The sequence below is a fragment of the Bordetella saccharivorans genome (genome assembly GCF_045862855.1).
GTDB lineage: Bacteria > Pseudomonadota > Gammaproteobacteria > Burkholderiales > Burkholderiaceae_B > Bordetella_A > Bordetella_A petrii_F.
The window spans coordinates 4,680,594-4,698,455 of sequence record NZ_BAAFZO010000001.1 but is presented as its reverse complement, the minus strand read 5'-3'; the positions used below and the strand labels follow the sequence as shown (position 1 = coordinate 4,698,455).

Annotated in this window: 19 protein-coding genes and 1 tRNA gene; 10 read left to right on the top strand and 10 right to left on the bottom strand. The window is 66.0% G+C overall.

Annotation, left to right across the window (positions count from 1 at the left end; all coding sequences use genetic code 11):
- Window positions 1–41: 41 nt before the first annotated feature.
- A complete protein-coding gene (locus ACKTT0_RS22505; protein ID WP_407851974.1) occupies window positions 42–1,022 on the bottom strand; it encodes a Bug family tripartite tricarboxylate transporter substrate binding protein in 981 nt (326 codons plus the stop codon).
- Window positions 1,023–1,171: 149 nt separating this feature from the next.
- On the opposite strand from ACKTT0_RS22505, the gene gcvA reads away from it, so the two are divergent.
- From gcvA to ACKTT0_RS22490, 3 genes are all read left to right on the top strand, one after another.
- The gene (gene gcvA / locus ACKTT0_RS22500; protein ID WP_289785437.1) at window positions 1,172–2,098 is read left to right on the top strand and encodes a transcriptional regulator GcvA; all 927 of its coding nucleotides are present in this window, start codon (window positions 1,172–1,174) and stop codon (window positions 2,096–2,098) included.
- Between the two features lie 7 nt (window positions 2,099–2,105).
- Window positions 2,106–3,236: a tRNA 2-thiouridine(34) synthase MnmA gene (gene mnmA, locus ACKTT0_RS22495; RefSeq protein ID WP_407851973.1), complete on the top strand. Its 1,131-nt coding sequence runs from the start codon at window positions 2,106–2,108 to the stop codon at window positions 3,234–3,236.
- Window positions 3,237–3,298: 62 nt separating this feature from the next.
- Entirely contained in the window at window positions 3,299–4,120 is an 822-nt protein-coding gene (locus ACKTT0_RS22490; RefSeq protein WP_407851972.1) for a sulfite exporter TauE/SafE family protein, read from the top strand.
- 24 nt (window positions 4,121–4,144) lie between these two features.
- On the opposite strand, the gene ACKTT0_RS22485 is transcribed toward ACKTT0_RS22490, so the two are convergent.
- Window positions 4,145–4,756 (bottom strand): glutathione S-transferase, encoded by a 612-nt coding sequence (locus ACKTT0_RS22485; RefSeq protein WP_407851971.1) that lies wholly within the window; start codon window positions 4,754–4,756, stop codon window positions 4,145–4,147.
- A gap of 165 nt (window positions 4,757–4,921) precedes the next feature.
- Between ACKTT0_RS22485 and purB the strand changes: the two genes are divergently transcribed.
- Complete coding sequence (gene purB, locus ACKTT0_RS22480) at window positions 4,922–6,298, top strand: adenylosuccinate lyase (protein ID WP_407851970.1); 1,377 nt, start codon at window positions 4,922–4,924, stop codon at window positions 6,296–6,298.
- A gap of 62 nt (window positions 6,299–6,360) precedes the next feature.
- On the top strand, window positions 6,361–6,819 hold the full coding sequence (locus ACKTT0_RS22475) for a c-type cytochrome (protein ID WP_407851969.1): 459 nt from the start codon (window positions 6,361–6,363) through the stop codon (window positions 6,817–6,819).
- Window positions 6,820–6,895: 76 nt separating this feature from the next.
- Here ACKTT0_RS22475 and ACKTT0_RS22470 read toward each other — a convergent pair whose 3' ends face one another.
- The 3 genes from ACKTT0_RS22470 to ACKTT0_RS22460 form a co-directional block, all read right to left on the bottom strand.
- Entirely contained in the window at window positions 6,896–7,588 is a 693-nt protein-coding gene (locus ACKTT0_RS22470) for a cytochrome b/b6 domain-containing protein (RefSeq protein WP_407851968.1), read from the bottom strand.
- A 62-nt stretch (window positions 7,589–7,650) separates the two neighbouring features.
- Window positions 7,651–7,947 carry a hypothetical protein gene (locus ACKTT0_RS22465; protein WP_407851967.1) on the bottom strand — a complete coding sequence of 99 codons (297 nt, stop codon included), beginning with the start codon at window positions 7,945–7,947 and terminating at the stop codon, window positions 7,651–7,653.
- A gap of 342 nt (window positions 7,948–8,289) precedes the next feature.
- Window positions 8,290–8,667 (bottom strand): hypothetical protein, encoded by a 378-nt coding sequence (locus ACKTT0_RS22460; RefSeq protein ID WP_407851966.1) that lies wholly within the window; start codon window positions 8,665–8,667, stop codon window positions 8,290–8,292.
- A 188-nt stretch (window positions 8,668–8,855) separates the two neighbouring features.
- Between ACKTT0_RS22460 and ACKTT0_RS22455 the strand changes: the two genes are divergently transcribed.
- The 3 genes from ACKTT0_RS22455 to ACKTT0_RS22445 all read left to right on the top strand — a co-directional run bounded on the left by ACKTT0_RS22455 (window position 8,856) and on the right by ACKTT0_RS22445 (window position 11,217).
- The gene (locus ACKTT0_RS22455; protein ID WP_407851965.1) at window positions 8,856–9,548 is read left to right on the top strand and encodes a DUF3053 family protein; all 693 of its coding nucleotides are present in this window, start codon (window positions 8,856–8,858) and stop codon (window positions 9,546–9,548) included.
- A 66-nt stretch (window positions 9,549–9,614) separates the two neighbouring features.
- Complete coding sequence (locus ACKTT0_RS22450) at window positions 9,615–10,697, top strand: AI-2E family transporter (protein ID WP_407851964.1); 1,083 nt, start codon at window positions 9,615–9,617, stop codon at window positions 10,695–10,697.
- Between the two features lie 163 nt (window positions 10,698–10,860).
- On the top strand, window positions 10,861–11,217 hold the full coding sequence (locus tag ACKTT0_RS22445) for a hypothetical protein (protein WP_407851963.1): 357 nt from the start codon (window positions 10,861–10,863) through the stop codon (window positions 11,215–11,217).
- A gap of 361 nt (window positions 11,218–11,578) precedes the next feature.
- On the opposite strand, the gene ACKTT0_RS22440 is transcribed toward ACKTT0_RS22445, so the two are convergent.
- From ACKTT0_RS22440 to egtD, 5 genes are all read right to left on the bottom strand, one after another.
- Window positions 11,579–12,160 carry an SOS response-associated peptidase family protein gene (locus ACKTT0_RS22440; protein WP_407851962.1) on the bottom strand — a complete coding sequence of 194 codons (582 nt, stop codon included), beginning with the start codon at window positions 12,158–12,160 and terminating at the stop codon, window positions 11,579–11,581.
- A 179-nt stretch (window positions 12,161–12,339) separates the two neighbouring features.
- On the bottom strand, window positions 12,340–12,525 hold the full coding sequence (locus ACKTT0_RS22435; protein ID WP_028355770.1) for a hypothetical protein: 186 nt from the start codon (window positions 12,523–12,525) through the stop codon (window positions 12,340–12,342).
- Window positions 12,526–13,132: 607 nt separating this feature from the next.
- A tRNA-Met gene (locus tag ACKTT0_RS22430) sits at window positions 13,133–13,209 on the bottom strand.
- Between the two features lie 127 nt (window positions 13,210–13,336).
- Window positions 13,337–14,638 (bottom strand): ergothioneine biosynthesis protein EgtB, encoded by a 1,302-nt coding sequence (gene egtB / locus ACKTT0_RS22425; protein ID WP_407851961.1) that lies wholly within the window; start codon window positions 14,636–14,638, stop codon window positions 13,337–13,339.
- Window positions 14,639–14,667: 29 nt separating this feature from the next.
- Window positions 14,668–15,633 carry an L-histidine N(alpha)-methyltransferase gene (gene egtD / locus ACKTT0_RS22420; protein ID WP_407851960.1) on the bottom strand — a complete coding sequence of 322 codons (966 nt, stop codon included), beginning with the start codon at window positions 15,631–15,633 and terminating at the stop codon, window positions 14,668–14,670.
- A 241-nt stretch (window positions 15,634–15,874) separates the two neighbouring features.
- Here egtD and ACKTT0_RS22415 point away from each other — a divergent pair, with 241 nt between their 5' ends.
- Window positions 15,875–16,462: a hypothetical protein gene (locus tag ACKTT0_RS22415; protein ID WP_407851959.1), complete on the top strand. Its 588-nt coding sequence runs from the start codon at window positions 15,875–15,877 to the stop codon at window positions 16,460–16,462.
- 16 nt (window positions 16,463–16,478) lie between these two features.
- Window positions 16,479–17,861, top strand: a complete 1,383-nt coding sequence (gene cls / locus ACKTT0_RS22410; protein ID WP_407851958.1) for a cardiolipin synthase — start codon at window positions 16,479–16,481, stop codon at window positions 17,859–17,861.
- Window position 17,862 lies beyond the last annotated feature (1 nt).

Here is a 17,862-nt window from a genome sequence, read left to right as displayed (position 1 = left end):
GAGGGAGGGCGGCCCCGCCTGCCGGCGGGGCCGCAGATCGATCAGTCGATCTTCACGTTGGCTTCTTTGGCGATACGCTTGTTCTTGGCGATCTCGGCCGAGATCTGCTGGGCGTATTCTTCCGGCGTATTGGCCACCGGCGCGGCGCCCAGGCTCTCCAGGCGCTGCACCACGGCGGGGTCGGCGCTGACCTTGACCACCGCCGCATGCAGTTTCTCGACCACCGGCTTGGGCAGATTGCCCGGGCCCACCAGGCCGAACCACGACGAATCATTCACCGCTTCCAGGCCGGCTTCGGCGAAAGTGGGGACATTCGGCAGCGCGGCCACGCGCTTGGGCGCGGCGACGGCCATGGCCACCAGCTTGCCCGCCTGCACGTGCGGCAGCGACGAGGGCAGGTTGTCATACAGCACGTCGACCTGGCCGGCCAGCGTATCATTGAGCGCCGGGCCCACGCCGCGATAGGGCACGTGCATCAGGTCGGTGCCCGACGCCATCTTGAACAGCTCGCCCATCATGTGCGACACCGAGCCGTTGCCGGCCGACGCATAGGCCAGCTTGCCGGGCTCTTTCTTGGCCAGCGCGATGAATTCGCTGATGTTCTTAGCCGGCACCTTGGGGTTGATCACCATGACGTTGGGCACGGCGGCCAGGTTGGAGATCGGCGTGAAGTCCTTTTCGGCGTCGAACGGCAGGTTGTGGTAGATGGCAGGGTTGATGCCGTGGGTGCTCACGGTGGCAATGCCCAGCGTGTAGCCGTCGGGCTCGCTGCTGGCGACCTGCGCGCTGCCGATCGAGCCGCCCGCGCCGGCCTTGTTCTCGACCACTACGGTCTGCCCCAGGGCCTGGCTGAGCTTGTCGGCGAACAGGCGGCCGACGATGTCGGTGGTGCCGCCGGGCGGGAAGGGCACCACCAGGCGGATGGGCTTGGTCGGATAGGCATCTTGCGCCTGGACGGCGGTCAGCGGAGCGGCCAGGGCCGCGGCGAGGGTCAAGCCCAGGATGGCATGGCGACGTTGCATGGATTCCCCTGTAGGAAGTTGAGTATGCGGACAGCAAACCTGAAGATTCTGTGCGTCCGCAACTATTTGCGCAAACGAAAGATTCTCCGTAAGCTATTCCTTTTTCTCATGCCAGGAGTTGTAAGTAATTACAACACCTACGTCCTTCCATGCGCCGATTCTGCCCGTCCCTGACCGACCTCCAGGCTTTCGAAGTCGCTGCGAGGCATAGCAGCTTTACCCGGGCGGCCCAGGAGCTCTGCGTGACCCAGGGCGCGGTCAGTAAACAAGTGAAACATCTGGAGGCCTTCCTCGGCGTCGAACTATTCCTGAGGATCAGGCAAGGCCTGGTGCTCACCGAGGCGGGCCAGAGCTATCTGAAGAAAATCCAGGCCGGCCTCGGCCAGATCGAAGCCGCTACCGTCGAACTGATCGCCCACCAGGGCCGGGGCGGGACCTTGCACCTGACCTGCATGCCCACGTTCGGCGCGCGCTGGCTGATCCCGCGCCTGGCCACGTTCATGCGGGTGCGGCCGGACATCCATGTCGAATTCCTGCCGCACCGGCAAGGCTACGATTTCTCCACGCCCGAGCTGGATGCGGCGGTGCGCTTCGGCGACGGCATCTGGCCGGGCAGCGGCGCCGACTACATCGTGGGACGCGATGTCGTGCCGGTGTGCAGCCCGCGCCTGATCGCGGGCGGGTGCGAACGGCCCGAAGAACTGCTGCGCTATCCGCTGCTGCACCATACCTCGGCGCTGGAAGGGTGGCGCGACTGGTTCGAGCAAGCCGGCTGCGATACGCGGCGCGCCCTGGAAGGCACGCGCTTCGACCAATATTCGCTGCTGTCGCAGGCCGCCGCCGCGGGATTCGGCATCGCGCTCATCCCGCGCTGCCTGGTCGAGGAAGAGCTGCGCGACGGCCGCCTGGCGGTGGCCCTGCAGCTGCCCATCCGCGCGCGCCAGGGCTATTACTTGTGCTACCCCGAGCAGAAGGCCAGCCTGCCCATCCTGCAGGCCTTCCGCGCCTGGCTCATGGAGGTCTCCATGGCCGCCGAGCCGCGCATCGGCGACGAAACCGGCGCGGCACTAAAATAACGCCATCATGTTTTCCGTAACGCCCCGTTCATCCTCCGGCAAGGGCCGCGTCGTCGTCGGCATGTCGGGCGGCGTGGATTCCTCCGTCACCGCCTGGCTGCTCAAGCAGCAAGGCTACGAGGTCGTCGGCCTGTTCATGAAGAACTGGGAAGACGACGACGATTCCGAATACTGCTCCACGCGCCAGGACCTGCTCGACGCGGCCAGCGTGGCCGATGTGGTCGGCGTGGATTTCGAATACGTCAATTTCGCCGCCGAATACAAGGATCGCGTGTTCGCGGAGTTCCTGCGCGAGTATTCCGCCGGCCGCACGCCCAACCCCGACGTGCTGTGCAATGCGGAGATCAAGTTCAAGGCGTTCCTGGACCACGCCATGACGCTTGGCGCCGAGCACATCGCCACCGGCCATTATGCGCGGGTGCGCGCCATCGCCGGCCCGCACGGGCGCGAATACCAGCTGCTCAAGGCGCTCGATGCCTCCAAGGACCAGAGCTATTTCCTGCACCGCCTGAACCAGGCGCAACTGTCGCGCACCCTGTTTCCGCTGGGCGAGCTCCACAAGACCGAAGTGCGGCGCATCGCTCACGAGATCGGGCTGCACAACGCCGCCAAGAAAGACTCCACCGGCATCTGCTTCATTGGCGAGCGACCGTTCCGTGAGTTCCTGAACCGCTACCTGCCCACCGAGCCGGGCGATATCCTCACCCCGGAAGGCCGGCGCGTGGGGCGGCACCACGGCCTGTCGTTCTATACGCTGGGCCAGCGCAAGGGGCTGGGCATCGGCGGCGTCAAGGGGCGCCAGCGCGAAGACGGCACCGCCGACGCCTGGTATGTGGCGCGCAAGGATTTGAAAAACAACGTGCTTTATGTGGTGCAAGGCCATGACCACCCCTGGCTGCTGTCGGCCCGCCTGCAGGCGCTGGATGCCAGCTGGGTGGCCGGCCGTCCGCCTGCCGCCGGCGGCTATGGGGCCAAGACGCGCTACCGGCAGAGCGATGCAGCCTGTATGCTGCAGGGCGCCGGCCACGACGGCGCTTTCGAGCTATCGTTCAGCCAGCCGCAGTGGGCGGTGACGCCCGGGCAATCGGCCGTGCTGTACGACGGCGACATCTGCCTGGGCGGCGGCATCATCGCCTGACCAGTCCGCCCCGGGGAGGGGGCGGAAGTCCGGACCTGTTTCATTACCAAGAGGAGATCGAAGTGGATGTAACGTTGTTGGTTTGCCTGCTGGCGCTGGGCGCCGTGGTGGGTTTTGCCGCCGGGCTGCTGGGCATCGGCGGGGGCATGTTGCTGGTGCCGTTCCTCACCATGCTGTTTGCCTGGAAGGGCATGCCGCAGGACCTGGTGGTGCATGCCGCCATCGCCACGTCGATGACGTCCATCCTCTTCACGTCCATTTCCAGCGTGCGCGCCCACCAGCGCAAGGGCACGATCCAATGGAAGATCGTGTTTGCCATGGCGCCGGGCATCATCCTGGGCGGCCTGCTGTCCGGCGGCACCGTGTTCGCGGCGCTGAGCACCGCCTGGCTGTCCTTGTTCTTCGCCGTATTCGTCGGTTATTCGGCCTGGAGCATGCTGCGCAACAAGAAGCCCAAGCCGTCGCGCCAGATGCCTGGCGTGGTGGGCACCACGGCGGTGGGCGCCGGCATTGGTTTCCTGTCGGGGCTGGTGGGCGCCGGCGGCGGGTTCCTGTCGGTGCCGTTCATGGTGTGGTGCAACGTGGCGCTGCACGCCGCGGTGTCGACCTCGGCGGCGCTGGGCTTTCCCATCGCGCTGGCCAATAGCATCGGCTATGTGGTGTCGGGCCTGAATCAAGGCGCGGCGACATACCCCGGCATGCTGGGGTACATCTATTGGCCGGCGCTGCTGGCCCTGGTCGCCACCAGCGTGCTCACGGCGCCGGCTGGCGCGCACATGGCGCATCGCCTGCCGGTTGGCACCTTGAAGCGGGTATTCGCCTGCCTGCTGTTCGCGCTGGCGGCGTACATGCTGGCGAAGGCCTGGCAGGCCTTCGCGCTCTGAGGCGGCTGCGCGCCTGGCGACCGCTCAGGCGGCCGGCGGCGCGCTGTCGATGAACGACTGGCGCGCGGCGAGCTTTTCGTAGTGGCGGGCCAGGTTGGGGTGGTTGGCGCGCCAGTCCAGCGAAGCGAAGCGCAGGTCCAGGTAGCCCAGCGCGCAGCCCACGGCGATGTCGGCCAGGCTGTAGTTCACGCCCATGCAGTGCGCCTGCTCGCCCAGGCTGTTGTCCATGGCGTCCAGGCCGGCGTGGATCTTGCGGTGCTGGCGGCCGATCCAGTCGTCGCTGCGCTGCGCTTCGGGGCGCTGGTTTTCCTTGACGATAATGACGCATGCGTCGAGCACGCCGTCGGCGATGGCTTCCCAGCACTTGACCGCCGCGCGTTCGCGGCCCGACTGCGGAATCAGGCGCGCCACCGGGGAGAGGGTGTCCAGGTATTCGACAATGACGCGCGAATCGAACAGCGCGCCGCCGTCTTCCATGACCAGGCAGGGCACCTTGCCCAGTGGATTGTAGGACTGGATTTGCGTGTCGGGAGACCAGACGTTCTCGAGCTCGAGTTGGTAGTCCAGCTTCTTTTCGGCCATGACGACCCGCACTTTTCGAACATAGGGACTGGTAAGCGAGCCGATCAGTTTCATGGAAGCCACAAGCGAAGTCGGAAAGCGGCCGCAGTATAGCAGGGACAGGCAGCCTTAAAAGTGCGACGTTCCCATCGCACAACGCTTTTGTCCAACATTGTTACATTGCCTCGGGTGATAAAATCGCCACCCGCCTTTCATCGATTTCCATCCTGTTTCCACGCCATGCAGATTGCCGACCAGATCAGCCACCTCAACGCTCTTTCGCCGCTGGACGGCCGCTATGCCGCGCGCGGGGACGCGCTGCGCGGCCTGCTGTCCGAAGCGGGCTTCATGGCGCACCGCGTCGAAGTCGAAGTGGCATGGCTGGTGGCATTGTCCGATGCCGGCCTGCCCGAGCTGGCGCCGTTTTCCGCCGAGGCGCGCGCGCGACTGGCGCAACTGGTGCGGGATTTTTCCGAGGCCGACGCCGCCCGCATCAAGGATATCGAGCGCACCACCAACCATGACGTCAAGGCCGTCGAGTACTGGCTCAAGGAAAAGGTGGCGGACGACGCCGAACTGGCGCGCGCGGCCGAGTTCATCCATTTCGCCTGCACCTCGGAAGACATCAACAATACGTCGCATGCGCTGATGCTGACCCGCGCCCGCGCCGAGGTCATCGTGCCGCGCCTGCGCCAGATCGCCGGCAAGCTCGAGGACATGGCGCGCCAGCACGCCGACCAGCCGATGCTGTCGCGCACGCACGGCCAGCCCGCCAGCCCCACCACGCTGGGCAAGGAATTCGCCAATGTCGCCGCGCGCCTGGGCCGCGCCATTGCCGCCATCGAGGCGGTCGAGCCGCTGGCCAAGCTCAACGGCGCGACCGGCAACTACAACGCCCATCTGTCGGCCTACCCGGAGATCGACTGGCCCGCCTTCAGCGCCCGCGTGCTGCAGGGCCTGGGCCTGACGCAGAATCGCCACACGATCCAGATCGAACCGCACGACTGGATGGCCGCGTTGTTCGACGCGGTGGCGCGCGCCAACGTGATCGTGCTGGATCTCGACCGCGACATCTGGGGCTATGTGTCGCTCGGTTATTTCAAGCAGCGCCTGAAAGAGGGCGAGGTCGGCTCGTCCACCATGCCGCACAAGGTCAACCCGATCGACTTCGAGAACTCCGAAGGCAACCTGGGCCTGGCCAATGCGGTGCTGCGCCACTTGTCCGAGAAGCTGCCGGTGTCGCGCTGGCAGCGCGACCTGACGGATTCCACCGTGCTGCGCAATCTTGGCGTGGGCCTGGGCTACAGCCTGGTGGCATGGGATTCCTGCCTGCGCGGCCTGGGCAAGCTGGAAGTGAACGCCGCCGCCATCGACGCCGACATCGACGCATGCTGGGAAGTGCTGGCCGAGCCGGTGCAGACGGTCATGCGCCGCTATGGGCTGCCCCAGCCGTACGAGCAGCTCAAGGCGCTGACGCGTGGCAAGGGCATCACCGAGGCGGCCCTGCGCGAATTCGTAGGCGGCCTGGCGCTGCCCGACGAGCCCAAGCAGCGGCTGCTGGCGTTGACGCCGCGCGCCTATGTGGGACTGGCCGCGCGCCTGGCCCGGGAGGTATAGTCGGCACTGCCGGCGCCGTCTGTCGCGGCGCCGGTCTTGTCGTACCTACCGGGAGATCCTTCATGAAGCAGTTCCCCTTGCTGGCCGCCGCGGCCTGTTTCAGCGTGATGTCGCTGTGGTCCACGGCGTCCCAGGCGCAATTCGCCAAGCCCGCCGACGCCATCAAGTACCGGCAATCGGCGTTGACGCTGATGGCTTCCCACTTCGGCCGCATGCAGCCGGTGGTCAAGGGCCAGGCGCCGTACGACGCGGCACAGATCAAGGCCAACGTGCAGATCCTGAACACGCTGTCCGAGTTGCCCTGGGCGGGATTCGGTCCCGGCACCGAGGGCGGCGATGCGCTGCCCGAGGTCTGGAGCGATGCGGCGGGCTTCAAGCAGAAGCAGGACCGCTTCAAGGAGAACATGGCGAAGCTGTCGGCCGCCGCCGATTCGGGCGACCTCGGCCAGCTGCGCGCCGCTTTCGGCGATGTGGGCGCAAGCTGCAAGGCCTGCCACGACTCCTATCGCAAGAAGAAATAAGCGGCGGCCGCCTAAAAAAAACCGGCACCCTGGGCGGTGCCGTTTTTTTTTGTCCATGCGGCTGCCGCGGCGCGGCTTATGAGAATGAAAAATCGGCCACGATTTCCAGCGAGCGTATCCAGAGCACCAGCGCCGTCGCCAGGGCTGCCGCGAGCAGGGCGCGCAGCCAGACGGCCGGGCCGTCTTCGGCGGGCGGCGTGGCGGCGGGCAGGTCTTGCGGGCGCGCATCGCCGGTAATCATCGGGCGCACCAGGCGCTTGCGCCGCACTGCCACGTACCAGGCCACGGCGAGCAAGTGCAGGACGACGAGGCCGATGATGACCCATTCGTTGGAGTGGTGCCAGGACGTCAGGCGGCTTGCGATCGTTTCGTCGACGCGGGCATAGAGCGGCCCTTGCGTCATGATGTCATCGGTGGCGAACAGGCCGCTGACGGCCTGGAAGCCCAGTGCGGCCAGCAGGGCCGCGACCGATAGCGCGCCGAGCGGATTGTGGCCCGCCGGCGCCGCCGCGCCCCGCAGGTACGCCTTGATGGCGGCCGGCCCGCGCAGGAAGGTGGCGAAGCGCGCATAACGCGGCCCCGCGAAGCCCCACAGCAGGCGAAAAACGACCAGCCCGAGCGTCGCCAGGCCGAAACGCACATGCCAGTCCATGTACAGCCCGCCCAGCTTGACGCTGACATAGGCGCCGATGACGCAGACGGCCAGGGACCAATGGAACAGGCGGGTGGGCAGATCCCAGATGCGGATGGATGAACGCGTGTGCTGCATGGCGGGGGCGGCAAAGGACGATGAAGCTGAATTTATCATGCGTCCTGTTGCCGTCCGCGCGCTCACGCGTGGCGGCAGGCCTGGCGGCGCAGCGGTTCGATCCGGTGCACGTGCTCGTGCCGGAAGCGGATGCGCACGCCGGGGCCGTGGTCCGCGCCGTACGGGCGCACCATGTCGGTGGTGTAGGTCACCGTGCCGTTGATCGGCGCGTTGTAGATGACCGTGGCGCGGATTTCCGGACCGTCGGCCGGGCGCAGGTGCACCACGTCGCCAACATGGATCGGCATCTGGTCCAGTTTGCTGTGCGGCCGACGGCGCACCAGGTGGGCGGCAGTGATGGGGTGGATGGAGTGGTTCATGTTTTTCTCGCTTTTCGAGTTCTGGTTATGAGGAAATGCGGCGCCGCCTCGCGAACGGGACGCAAGCAGGGCAGGGCGCGGCCGATGGCGGCGCTGCGGGAGGCTGGCTGGATGGCGAGCGTGGCGCTTCGTGGCCCCGGTTGGGTGCGGGGCTGCCCGGGCGATATTCCGGTACGGGTACCGTACGGGCGGGGTCGCAGGGTTGCGACGCGGTCAGTGCGAAGCCGGCCTTGTTTTGTGGTATCGAGCGGCCGACGTAAAAATGCGCACTAATTTATTGATAGTAGTTGAGGCGGCGTGTTATGTCAAGCGGCAAGGGCGAGGGGCCGCCCGCGTCCGCACTCAGCGCTGCAAGGCGGCTTGCTGGTGGGCCAGGCGCTGGGCTTCGATGATCTGGTCTTCCAGTTCGGGCGACATTTCCAGGGCGACCTGCGGGGCAGCGCCGGGAGCCGTCTCGAGCTTCAGGCGGATGCGCTGGCCGTTGAATGCCGCCGGCGCGGCCTGGATGTCCACATAGCGCTGCACCAGGGCGTCGACCGCGCGCTGCGCGCCAGCCAGCGCGGCAGCGTCCAGGGGAGCGTTGGCCAGCGCCTGGTTCACTGTGCGCGCCAGGTCGGACGTGAAGAACAGGAACGCGTTGGCGCCGCGGCACTCCGGGTGGGCATGGCCCCAGGGTTCCTGGGCATCGGTATCTGTGGCCGTGTGGGAGGCGGAATTCATGGGGCGGCATGAGTGGGCGGTTGGCTTGCGGGCATTGTAGGGCATGGCGGGCGGCGCGCCGCCCCGATGTCACATATCGCTTCCGAGGCAACAATTCCTACAAGCGCTATTTCGCCGCGCGCACTTGCGGTAAGGTTCCGAACCGGCCGGGCTCGCTGTCGTGCGGGCGCCGGCAACCTGGAGGGATCATGCGGGCCGTGTGCCGTTTCATTTCGCTGCTGCTGGCCGGGCTGTTGCTGGCCGGGTGTGTCAATAAAGAGCCCGAAGAGCGCGCCGCCTTCATGCAATGGCTGAGTGCGCAGGCGCAAGTGGCGTCGGGCGCCGACTTGCCGGCGCCGGACGAGGCGCAGCGCGATGCCTTCGGCGACTATGCGGAACACTATGCCGTGCTGGCCGATTTCCACGTCGCGGCGGTAGCAGCCAGGCGGACGCTGCGCCAGGCCATCGAGCACGAGCAGTTGCATTCGGTGGCGCAGTTGCAGGCGCGCCACGCTGCCCTGCAGGACGACCGGCAGGCGTTGTCCGGCGCGCGCGCGGCTTTGCACGAGGCGCTGGCGCAGGCCGGCGCCGCGCGCGCGGACCTTGATCAGCCGGCCGACCTGCAGCCGCTCTACGCGCAAGCCTATGAACGGTTCGTAACCACCGAGGCGCAACGGCTCGATGCGCTGTTCGCAACAGCCGGGGCGGCGCTGGATGACGCCCTGCGCGCTGCGGAATTCATCGCCGCGCATCGCGACCAGATATCAGTGGATGCCGATGCGGCGGCCGTGCGCGACCCGTCGGTCCAGCGCGAACTGAACCGCCTCCTGGATGCGTTGAACAGCCATGCGGCCGCGGTGGGCCAGGCGCGGGCCGCGCTGGCACCCGGGGCGGCGGATTGAGACCGCTGCGATACCGGCTTTGTACAATTGCGCCTCACGCGGCCGCCGCCGCGCACGGGATCAAACATGAACGGCTCTAACCTGCATTACCGCATTTTCCTGTTGTTGCTGGTGGTCGTATCGGTCGCTTTCGGCTGGGTGCTGTGGCCGTTCTACGGAGCCGTCTTCTGGGGCGCCATTCTGGCCATCATCTTTGCCCCGGTGCATCGGCGCATTGCCGCCAAGCTGGGCAAGCGGCGCAACCTGGCCGCGCTGATCTCGCTGCTGCTGGTGCTGCTGGTGGTGATCGTGCCCGTGACATTCATCACCGGGTCGCTGGTGCAGGAAGGCGCCAACCTCTACCAGCGCGTCAAATCCGGCAGCCTCAATTTCGGCCTGTATTTCCAGCAGGTCCTTGATGCGCTGCCGCCGTCGTTGCACGACATGTTGTCACGCTTTGGCCTGGCCGACATCACCAGCCTGCAGGACAAGCTGACCGCCGGCGTGATGCAGGGCAGCCAGTTCCTGGCCACCCAGGCGTTCAATATTGGACAGGATACGTTCCAGTTCCTGGTCAGCTTCGGCATCATGCTCTATCTGCTGTTCTTCTTGCTGCGCGACGGCTCGCTGCTGTCGGCGCGCCTGCGCGCCGCGATTCCGCTCAGCGAGGGGCACAAGATGCACCTGCTGCGCAAGTTCACCACCGTGATCCGCGCCACCGTCAAGGGCAATATCGCGGTGGCGGCCGTGCAGGGCGCGCTGGGCGGCGTGATCTTCTACATACTGGGCATCCAGGGACCGGTGCTATGGGGCGTCGTCATGGCCTTCCTGTCTTTGCTGCCGGCGATCGGCGCAGGGCTCATCTGGGTGCCTGTAGCGGTGTATTTCCTGGTGACCGGCGCGATCTGGCAAGGCGTGACGCTGATCCTGTACGGCGTGCTGGTCATCGGCATGGTCGATAACGTCCTGCGTCCGCTGCTGGTGGGCAAGGACACCAAGCTGCCGGACTACGTGGTGCTCATATCCACACTGGGCGGCATGGCGTTGTTCGGCCTCAACGGCTTCGTGATCGGCCCGCTGGTCGCGGCCTTGTTCATTGCCTGCTGGGACCTTTTCACTTCGGATTTTGCCCAGCCCGCTGCGGACGGCGACACGCCTCGCCGCCCCTGAGGCCAGTGCTCCGTCACCGTTTGATCGTCAGGTGAGGGATGTAGTCAATTATGGATTTCTGTAACCCCTGGGTAATCGTCTTCAAAGATTGCAAGGCGTGCGCGGCGGTGCCTTGTTTTTGCTCTACCCTGGAGTCGTAGTACTTCATCAGGGAGATCAAGCCATGGATACTTTTTCTGCCTTTGCTTCCAGGGTGAGCTATTCCATCCGTCCGCGGGTGCATGAAGTCGATTTCGGAGAGTTCCGGGGTTGCGTGGACGTCATCGCGCGCGAAGGCGCCCACATGTTCAGTTTCACGCGCTTCTGCGATATGGTCCGGCCCGGCCGCGACCGCGCCGAACTCGATGCCTTGCGCCTGGCGCAGCGCTTGCAGGCGACCGAATGCCGGGGCGGCAAGAGCTGGATCCTGCCGGGCCAGGTCAGCGTGCGCTGCGAGCCGGCGGAATTCGTGGAGGATGTGCCCAGCAGCCTGCTGCGGCCCACGCCAGTCTCCAAGCGCCACCTCAGAATGGCCGCCTGACGGCCGCCGCCGCGCGCCGCGTTCTACGCCCGGGCCGGGTCCGCGCGGCGGCGTGCAGGCCATTCCTCGTGGGTAATCTCCCAGGTCTCCGAGCCCAGCGGGCCGTTCACATAATCGCGCAGGCCGGTGGCGACGACGCGCATGCCTTGCTGTTCCCAAATACGCCGCGATGCCGGGGGTGTCGGGCACGTGGCTTGCGAACGGCATTGTCGCGTTGGACTTCACAAGGAGATAGCGATGATGGAATGCGCCAATATCGTGCCGGAAGCCCATGGCGACGACATGGACTGGCCCGGCGACTTTCCGCCGAAGCATTGATCTTCGTTCGCCGCGTCGCCCTGTCGGGCGACGGCGCCCGGCCTCATTGCAGGGTGGCGACCGCCGGCTGCCACTGGAATGTCGATTCCATCCAGGGCGTGCAGGCCAATTCCAGCGCGTTGATGATCGGCGTGGAGGGATCGACCCAGGCCAGCGCGGCCTGGATCGGCAGCACCACGGGCCGGACATGGCCTTCGCTGCGGGCGTCGGCGACGTCGTCCGTGACGATCGCGAGCCCGTCCTGTTCGCCATGCTGGTTGCCAGGGCGCCAGGCGGTGAGGGCGGCAATGTAGATGGGCTTGCCGTCAAGTGCGCGGACATACCGGCTGGCGGCCGGATCGGCGCCAATGGGCTGGTACCAGCCGTCGGCGGGCACCAGCACGCGCCGGCCCAGCAATGGCCGCCATACGGCGGAGCCCCGCAGCAGGGCGGCCAGGCGTGCATTCATGACGGGGCGCCGTTTCCACCAACTGGGGGCGTAGCCCCAGTGGAACCGGTCCATCGCGGGCGTGTCGCCGAAGCAGTGGATCGCCAGCGGACGCGCGCCGATGGTGTCGTCGTCACGCGCGATGCTGGCTTGGCGTGTCCGGCCGACGTTGGAAAACAAGGCTGCCATGTAATCCATGGGCCCGGACTTCTGGACGATAGTGCTGCACATGCTGGCTCCCGCAGTTTGCCAGTGAAACGGCGGATATCCGGGCTCCTCACGCCTCGCGCGGTCGGGCGTACCTCGCCCGCGCGGGGCGTTCATCCGCCTGCGAGCCCGTATTCCGGTTTGGATAAGCGTGGACCGCCGATCGGCGGTCAGATGCGATCTTTGCGCGCGTACTTTTCGCGCACGTACTGCGCCAATTCTTCTTCAGTGCTGCGCTGTCGCAGGTAGTCGGCTGTCATGGTCCGGGAAGCCACGGCCGTTTTTGCGGCGCGCAACTCGGACGGGCAGAGCCGGCTGTCGTAAGTGTCGGACGGTTTGAAGTGCGAATACTGCATGACATTCCTCCCCATTGACCTGCGTAACCCGTTGTATCGCGAGCCTGGAAACAATCGGGTAAAAATCAGTGCTGTTTCTCCCTGATTTCACCTATACATTGGCGGATTTTTTGGTTTTCATCAAGTCTCATTCAGTCAGGTTTCGATAAATGCTCGAAAACCCCCGGATCCTGTGATGGTTTGTGCATAAATATCGCACTTCTCGAGAAGATCTCGCAACATTGTTACTTTTTTGTGGCGAAATTGGGCCGTTGTTGTTGTGGAAAAACGAAATTCTTGCGAGGGGCGTCGTCTGCGGCGGTGCCCTGGTCACATCAGTTTCCGGCGTGGGCGGGCCACGGCGGCCGGGTTTTCTCCAAGCGCGGGATTCGTTGCGTAAAATTGCGAAATATACAGTAACTTTTTAGTCAGCGAAGCATGTAAATTTAAATAAAAAATCACCGCAGAAATAATCAGATATATAACGGTTCCAGCGTTATTGTGCGTTGCGGAAAAATCGTAATGTCACGGACACGGAAGGGGCGCGCAACCTGAAAGCAGGGGCGGTATGCAGCGGCCAAAAGGAAAGGCCGTTAGTGATCACCATCACTAACGGCCTTGAATTTCTTGGTGGCGCATCCCTGATTCGAACAGGGGACCTGCGGATTATGATTCCGTCGCTCTAACCGGCTGAGCTAATGCGCCATGCAGAAGGGCGCTGAAATCGCGTCCGCTGCGGCTTCGCTTCTTGAAAACATGCTCGAAAAGCGAAGAAAGAAATTCTAGCATGGCTTAATGGCAGCGTGCAAACTTACGTGGGTAGATGGCTGGGCTAGGCATCGCGGGCCAGGCGTATGCCGGAGAACTGCCAGCGGGCCTGTGGCGGGAAGAAGTTGCGGTAGCTGGCGCGGATGTGGTCGCCCGGGGTGACGCACGAGCCGCCCCGCAGCACATACTGATTGCACATGAACTTGCCGTTGTATTCGCCGACCGCGCCGGCCGGGGGCGTGAATCCGGGATAGGCGTCATAGGCGCTGCTGGTCCATTCCCAGGTGTCGCCGTACAGTTGGACCGGCCCGCCCGCGGGCGGGCGCTGCGGCGCGGCGCGCGGCTGCAGGTGCCCGGCCTCGAGCAGGTTGGCGCGGCCAAGCGGGGCGGTGCGGGCGGCATGTTCCCATTCGGCTTCGCGCGGCAGGCGCACACGGGCCCAACGCGCGTAGGCGTCGGCCTCGAAGTAGCTGATGTGCGTCACCGGGGCATGCGGGTCCAGGGGCTGCATGCCGTGCAGAGTAAAGACGTGCCAGTCGTCTTTTGCGCCTTCCCAGTACAAGGGCGCCTGCCATTGTTCCGCGCATACCTGGTCCCAGCCCAGCGACAGCCACAGTTCGGGGCGGCGGTAACCGCCGTCGCGCATGAACTCCAGGTACTCGCCTTGCGTGACCAGGCGGTCTGCAAGGTAGTAGGGCCGTAGCAGGACCTCATGGGCGGGGCCTTCGTTATCGAAGGCAAAGCCGGGCGGTTCGTGGCCGATGCGCACCTGGCCGCCCCCGTAGCGTGTCCACCCGGCTGCCGTGGCGGCGGGCAACCGGCCGGGGGCCGGCCCGGCATAAGCCGGCTTGAGCGGGTTGAGCGACAGGGCGTGCTTGATGTCGGTAAGGATCAGTTCCTGGTGCTGCTGTTCGTGGTTCAGGCCCAGCTCCACCAGTTCGTCGAATTCCGGATCGATGCCGGCCCGGCGCGCCAGCAGGTCCGACATCGCGCCATCGACATGGCGGCGATAGGCCAGCACCTCGGCCAGCGGCGGGCGCGACAGCAGGCCCCGCTGTGGCCGCGGATGGCGCTCGCCGACGGCGTTGTAGTACGAATTGAACAGCATCCGGTAATGCGGATTGAACGGCGCGCGTTCTGGCTGGAACCTGGCGAGGATGAAGGTTTCGAAAAACCAGGTCGTATGAGCCAAGTGCCATTTCACGGGGCTGCAGTCCGGCATCGACTGGATCTGGCAATCTTCGGGACTGAGCGGCTCGGCCAGCGCCAGCGTCTGGTTGCGTATGCGTTCGTGGCGTTGCGACAGGCCGGGCAGGCCTTCCTGGTAGGGCGATACCGGGTGGGTCAACAGGCAGGCAGGGTCCATGGTGTCCTGGGCGGGTCAATGGCGGCCGGTCAGGCGCGCGCGCTGAAAACGGAGAACCATTCGCGCGCATCCGACCAGTGCTGGATGTCGGCAAAGCCGGCGCGGGCCAGCAGCTCGCGGAAGGCGTCGGCGGTGTATTTGTACGAATTCTCGGTGTGGATGCGTTCGCCGCTGGTGAAGCGCCGCTGTCCGCCGGGCCAGCAGACGCGCACGTCGGTCAGCGCCTGCAGGTGCATCTCGATGCGGGAATGCGCCTCGTCGTAGCGCGCCACGTGGCTCCAGTGGTGAACGTCGAAATCGCTGCCCAGCAAGGTGTTCACGTGGCGCAGCAGGTTCAGGTTGAAGGCGGCGGTAAGGTGCAGCGCATCGTCGTAGGCCGGTTCGAGGATGTGCCGCGGCTTGACCCGGTCGACGCCGATCAGCAGGCCGCCGCCTGCGCACTCGGCATGGATGCGCGTCAATAGCGACAGCGCCTGCGCCGGGTCCAGGTTGCCGATGCTGGAGCCCGGATAGAAAAACAGCCGGCGCGCCGCCGGTACCTGCGCGGGCACGGCCAGCGCCGCGTGAAAATCCTGGCCGAGCGCGACGATTTCCAGGCCGGGGTGGGCGTGCTCGAGGCGCGCCACGGCGGCCTGCAGATAGTCGGCCGAAATGTCGATCGGCACATAGCGCCGCGGGCGCAAGACGCCGAACAGCCGTTCGGCCTTGACGCAATCGCCGGCGCCTAGGTCGATCAGGGTGTCGACCGCGCCCACATGCCCGGCAATGGCGTGCCCGTGATCGCGCAGGATCTCCGCCTCGCAGCGCGTGGGGTAATACTCGGGCAACTGGGTGATGGCGGAGAACAGGCTGGAGCCCAGGGTGTCGTAGAGGTATTTGGGATCGATGTGCGCCGCTGGCGCGAGCAGGCCGGCTTGCAATTCCTGGAGGGCCGGACAGGACGCGTCCGGAATGGCCGGCGGCGCGGTGGCGAGCATGCTGCGGGATTGGACCATGCGATGGTTCCTTGCAGGAGCGATCCTTATTGTGGCCGGCAACCTGCGGACACTGTCAAGGCTTGTGCGCGGATTGCAAAGGTTTTTAACGAAAAGCAAGCGCCGACCGGCCAAGCGCCACAAAATGCGTTGTCCGCCCGGGCGCCGAAATACCGGATTACTGCTGGTTGCGAAACCACAGGACAGCGCCCGGCAGGGCGCGCAGAATAAAGTCCAGAACTACTATGCCAAGGCTTTCAGTATGTCGTCGATTATCGTTGCGCGTTTCGATAGTGTTCCGTCGGCAAAAAGTGCGGCACATGCCCTCCTGGCCGAGGGTTTTCGCGAAGAGGCGGTCAGCCTGTTCCGCGGCGGGCGCCGCTCCGGCCGGATACACCCCTGGGATGAGGATGCCGAGGCGCAGGCGGGGGAGGTGCGCTATGGCGTGGCCTGGCGCGCGGCCGCCCTGGCGGCGGCTGGCGCCCTGCTGGGCACGGTCGCGGCGCTGTTCCTGAGCCGCGGCGACCTGGCCGTGGTCGGGGGCGCCGTCCTGGGCGCGTGTGTCGGCGCGGCCGCGGGCGCGCTGTGGGCGGCGCGCCGCCTGCTCGAATTGCGCAATGCCGCCCTGAACGGTGTGCCGGCGGCCGAGCAAGCCGTACTGCTGGCGGTGCAGGTCGAGCCCGACGAAGAAGAAGCCGTGATGGCATTGCTGCGCGATGCCGGCGGATTCCAGGTCGACCGCGAGCACGGCCGCTGGCGCGGCGGGCGCTGGACCGATCGCGAGCCGCTGCGGCGCGCGCCATCGTCGCGTCGCACGACGGTGTCGCACCGGACGCAGTGGCAGCCCTGAGTTCCGGGAGGCCGCCATGCTGGCGCGCGGCCGGATCCGTGCGGCGCAATGCCTGGCGTGGCTGGCATTGGCGGCGTGCCTGGCCGCCTGTGCCAGCGTGCCCGATGCGCACGAGCGCGCGGCACGCCAGGCGCAGGCCGGCCAATCGGCAGATTCCGGCTGGTCCAGCTACCGCAAGGGACGCGATATCGTGGCACATGCTGGTTCGCAGCGTTCGCGCGACTTTCGCGCGCAGCACCTGGCGGTCGAGCAGGCCATCAGCGGAGCGCCGCTGGTGCACGGCAACCAGGTGCGCCTGCTGGCCGATGGCCGCGCCACCTACCAGGCGATGCTCGAGTCGATCGACAGTGCACGGCATTACGTGCACATGGAAACCTATATTTTCGAAGACGATGAAGAAGGCAGGCGCTTCGCCGATGCCCTGATCGCCGCGCACCGGCGCGGCGCCGCTGTCGCGGTCATGATCGATGCGGTCGGCACGCTCGGGACTCCCGATGCGCTGTTCGACCGCATGCGCGACGCGGGTGTGCAGGTCGCTGTCTTCAACCCGGTCAACCCCGCCTCGGCCCGTGCCGGCTGGTCGCCCAACCAGCGCAACCATCGCAAGTTGCTGGTGGTGGATGGCAAGGTTGGCTACCTGGGCGGCATCAATGTCAGCAGCGTGTATTCGTCCGGCTCGCCTTCGGGCGGCGACGCCCGCGGCGCGCAACCCTGGCGCGATACGCACATCCGCATTGCCGGGCCGGCGGTAGCCGAACTCGAGCGAGTCATCCTGGCGGGCTGGGCGTCACAAAAGGGGCCGCCGCTCACTCCTCGCGAATTCCTTCCCGAGGTCGAGCCGGCAGGCGACCTGGCCGTGCGCATTCTTGCCAACCAGCCCGACCGCAGCGATGGCTATACCGTGTACCTGACCCTGATGTCGGCATTCGAGAGCGCGCAAGAGTCGATACACATCACCATGGCGTACTTCGTGCCCGATCCCGCCTTTGTCGAGGCGCTGGAGAACGCCGCGCGGCGTGGTGTCGACGTAGTCTTGGTGCTGCCGGGATTCAGCGACTCGTCGCTGGTATTCCATGCCGGGCGCTCGCATTACGAAAGCCTGCTGGAAGCCGGCGTCAAGATCCACGAGCGCCGCGACGCGCTGCTGCACGCCAAGACAGCCGTTGTCGACGGCGTGTGGTCGACGGTGGGGTCCAGCAACATGGACTGGCGCAGCTTTGCCTTGAACTACGAAATCAATGCGGTGATCCTGGGGCCCGAGTTCGGCGCCGAAATGGAAGCGCTGTTCGATCACGATGTCGCCGAATCCACGCCCGTGACGCTGCAGGCCTGGCGGGATCGCGGCCTGGACGCCCGCTTCATGGAGTTCTTCTCGCGGCTGTTCGAACGCTGGCTGTAGG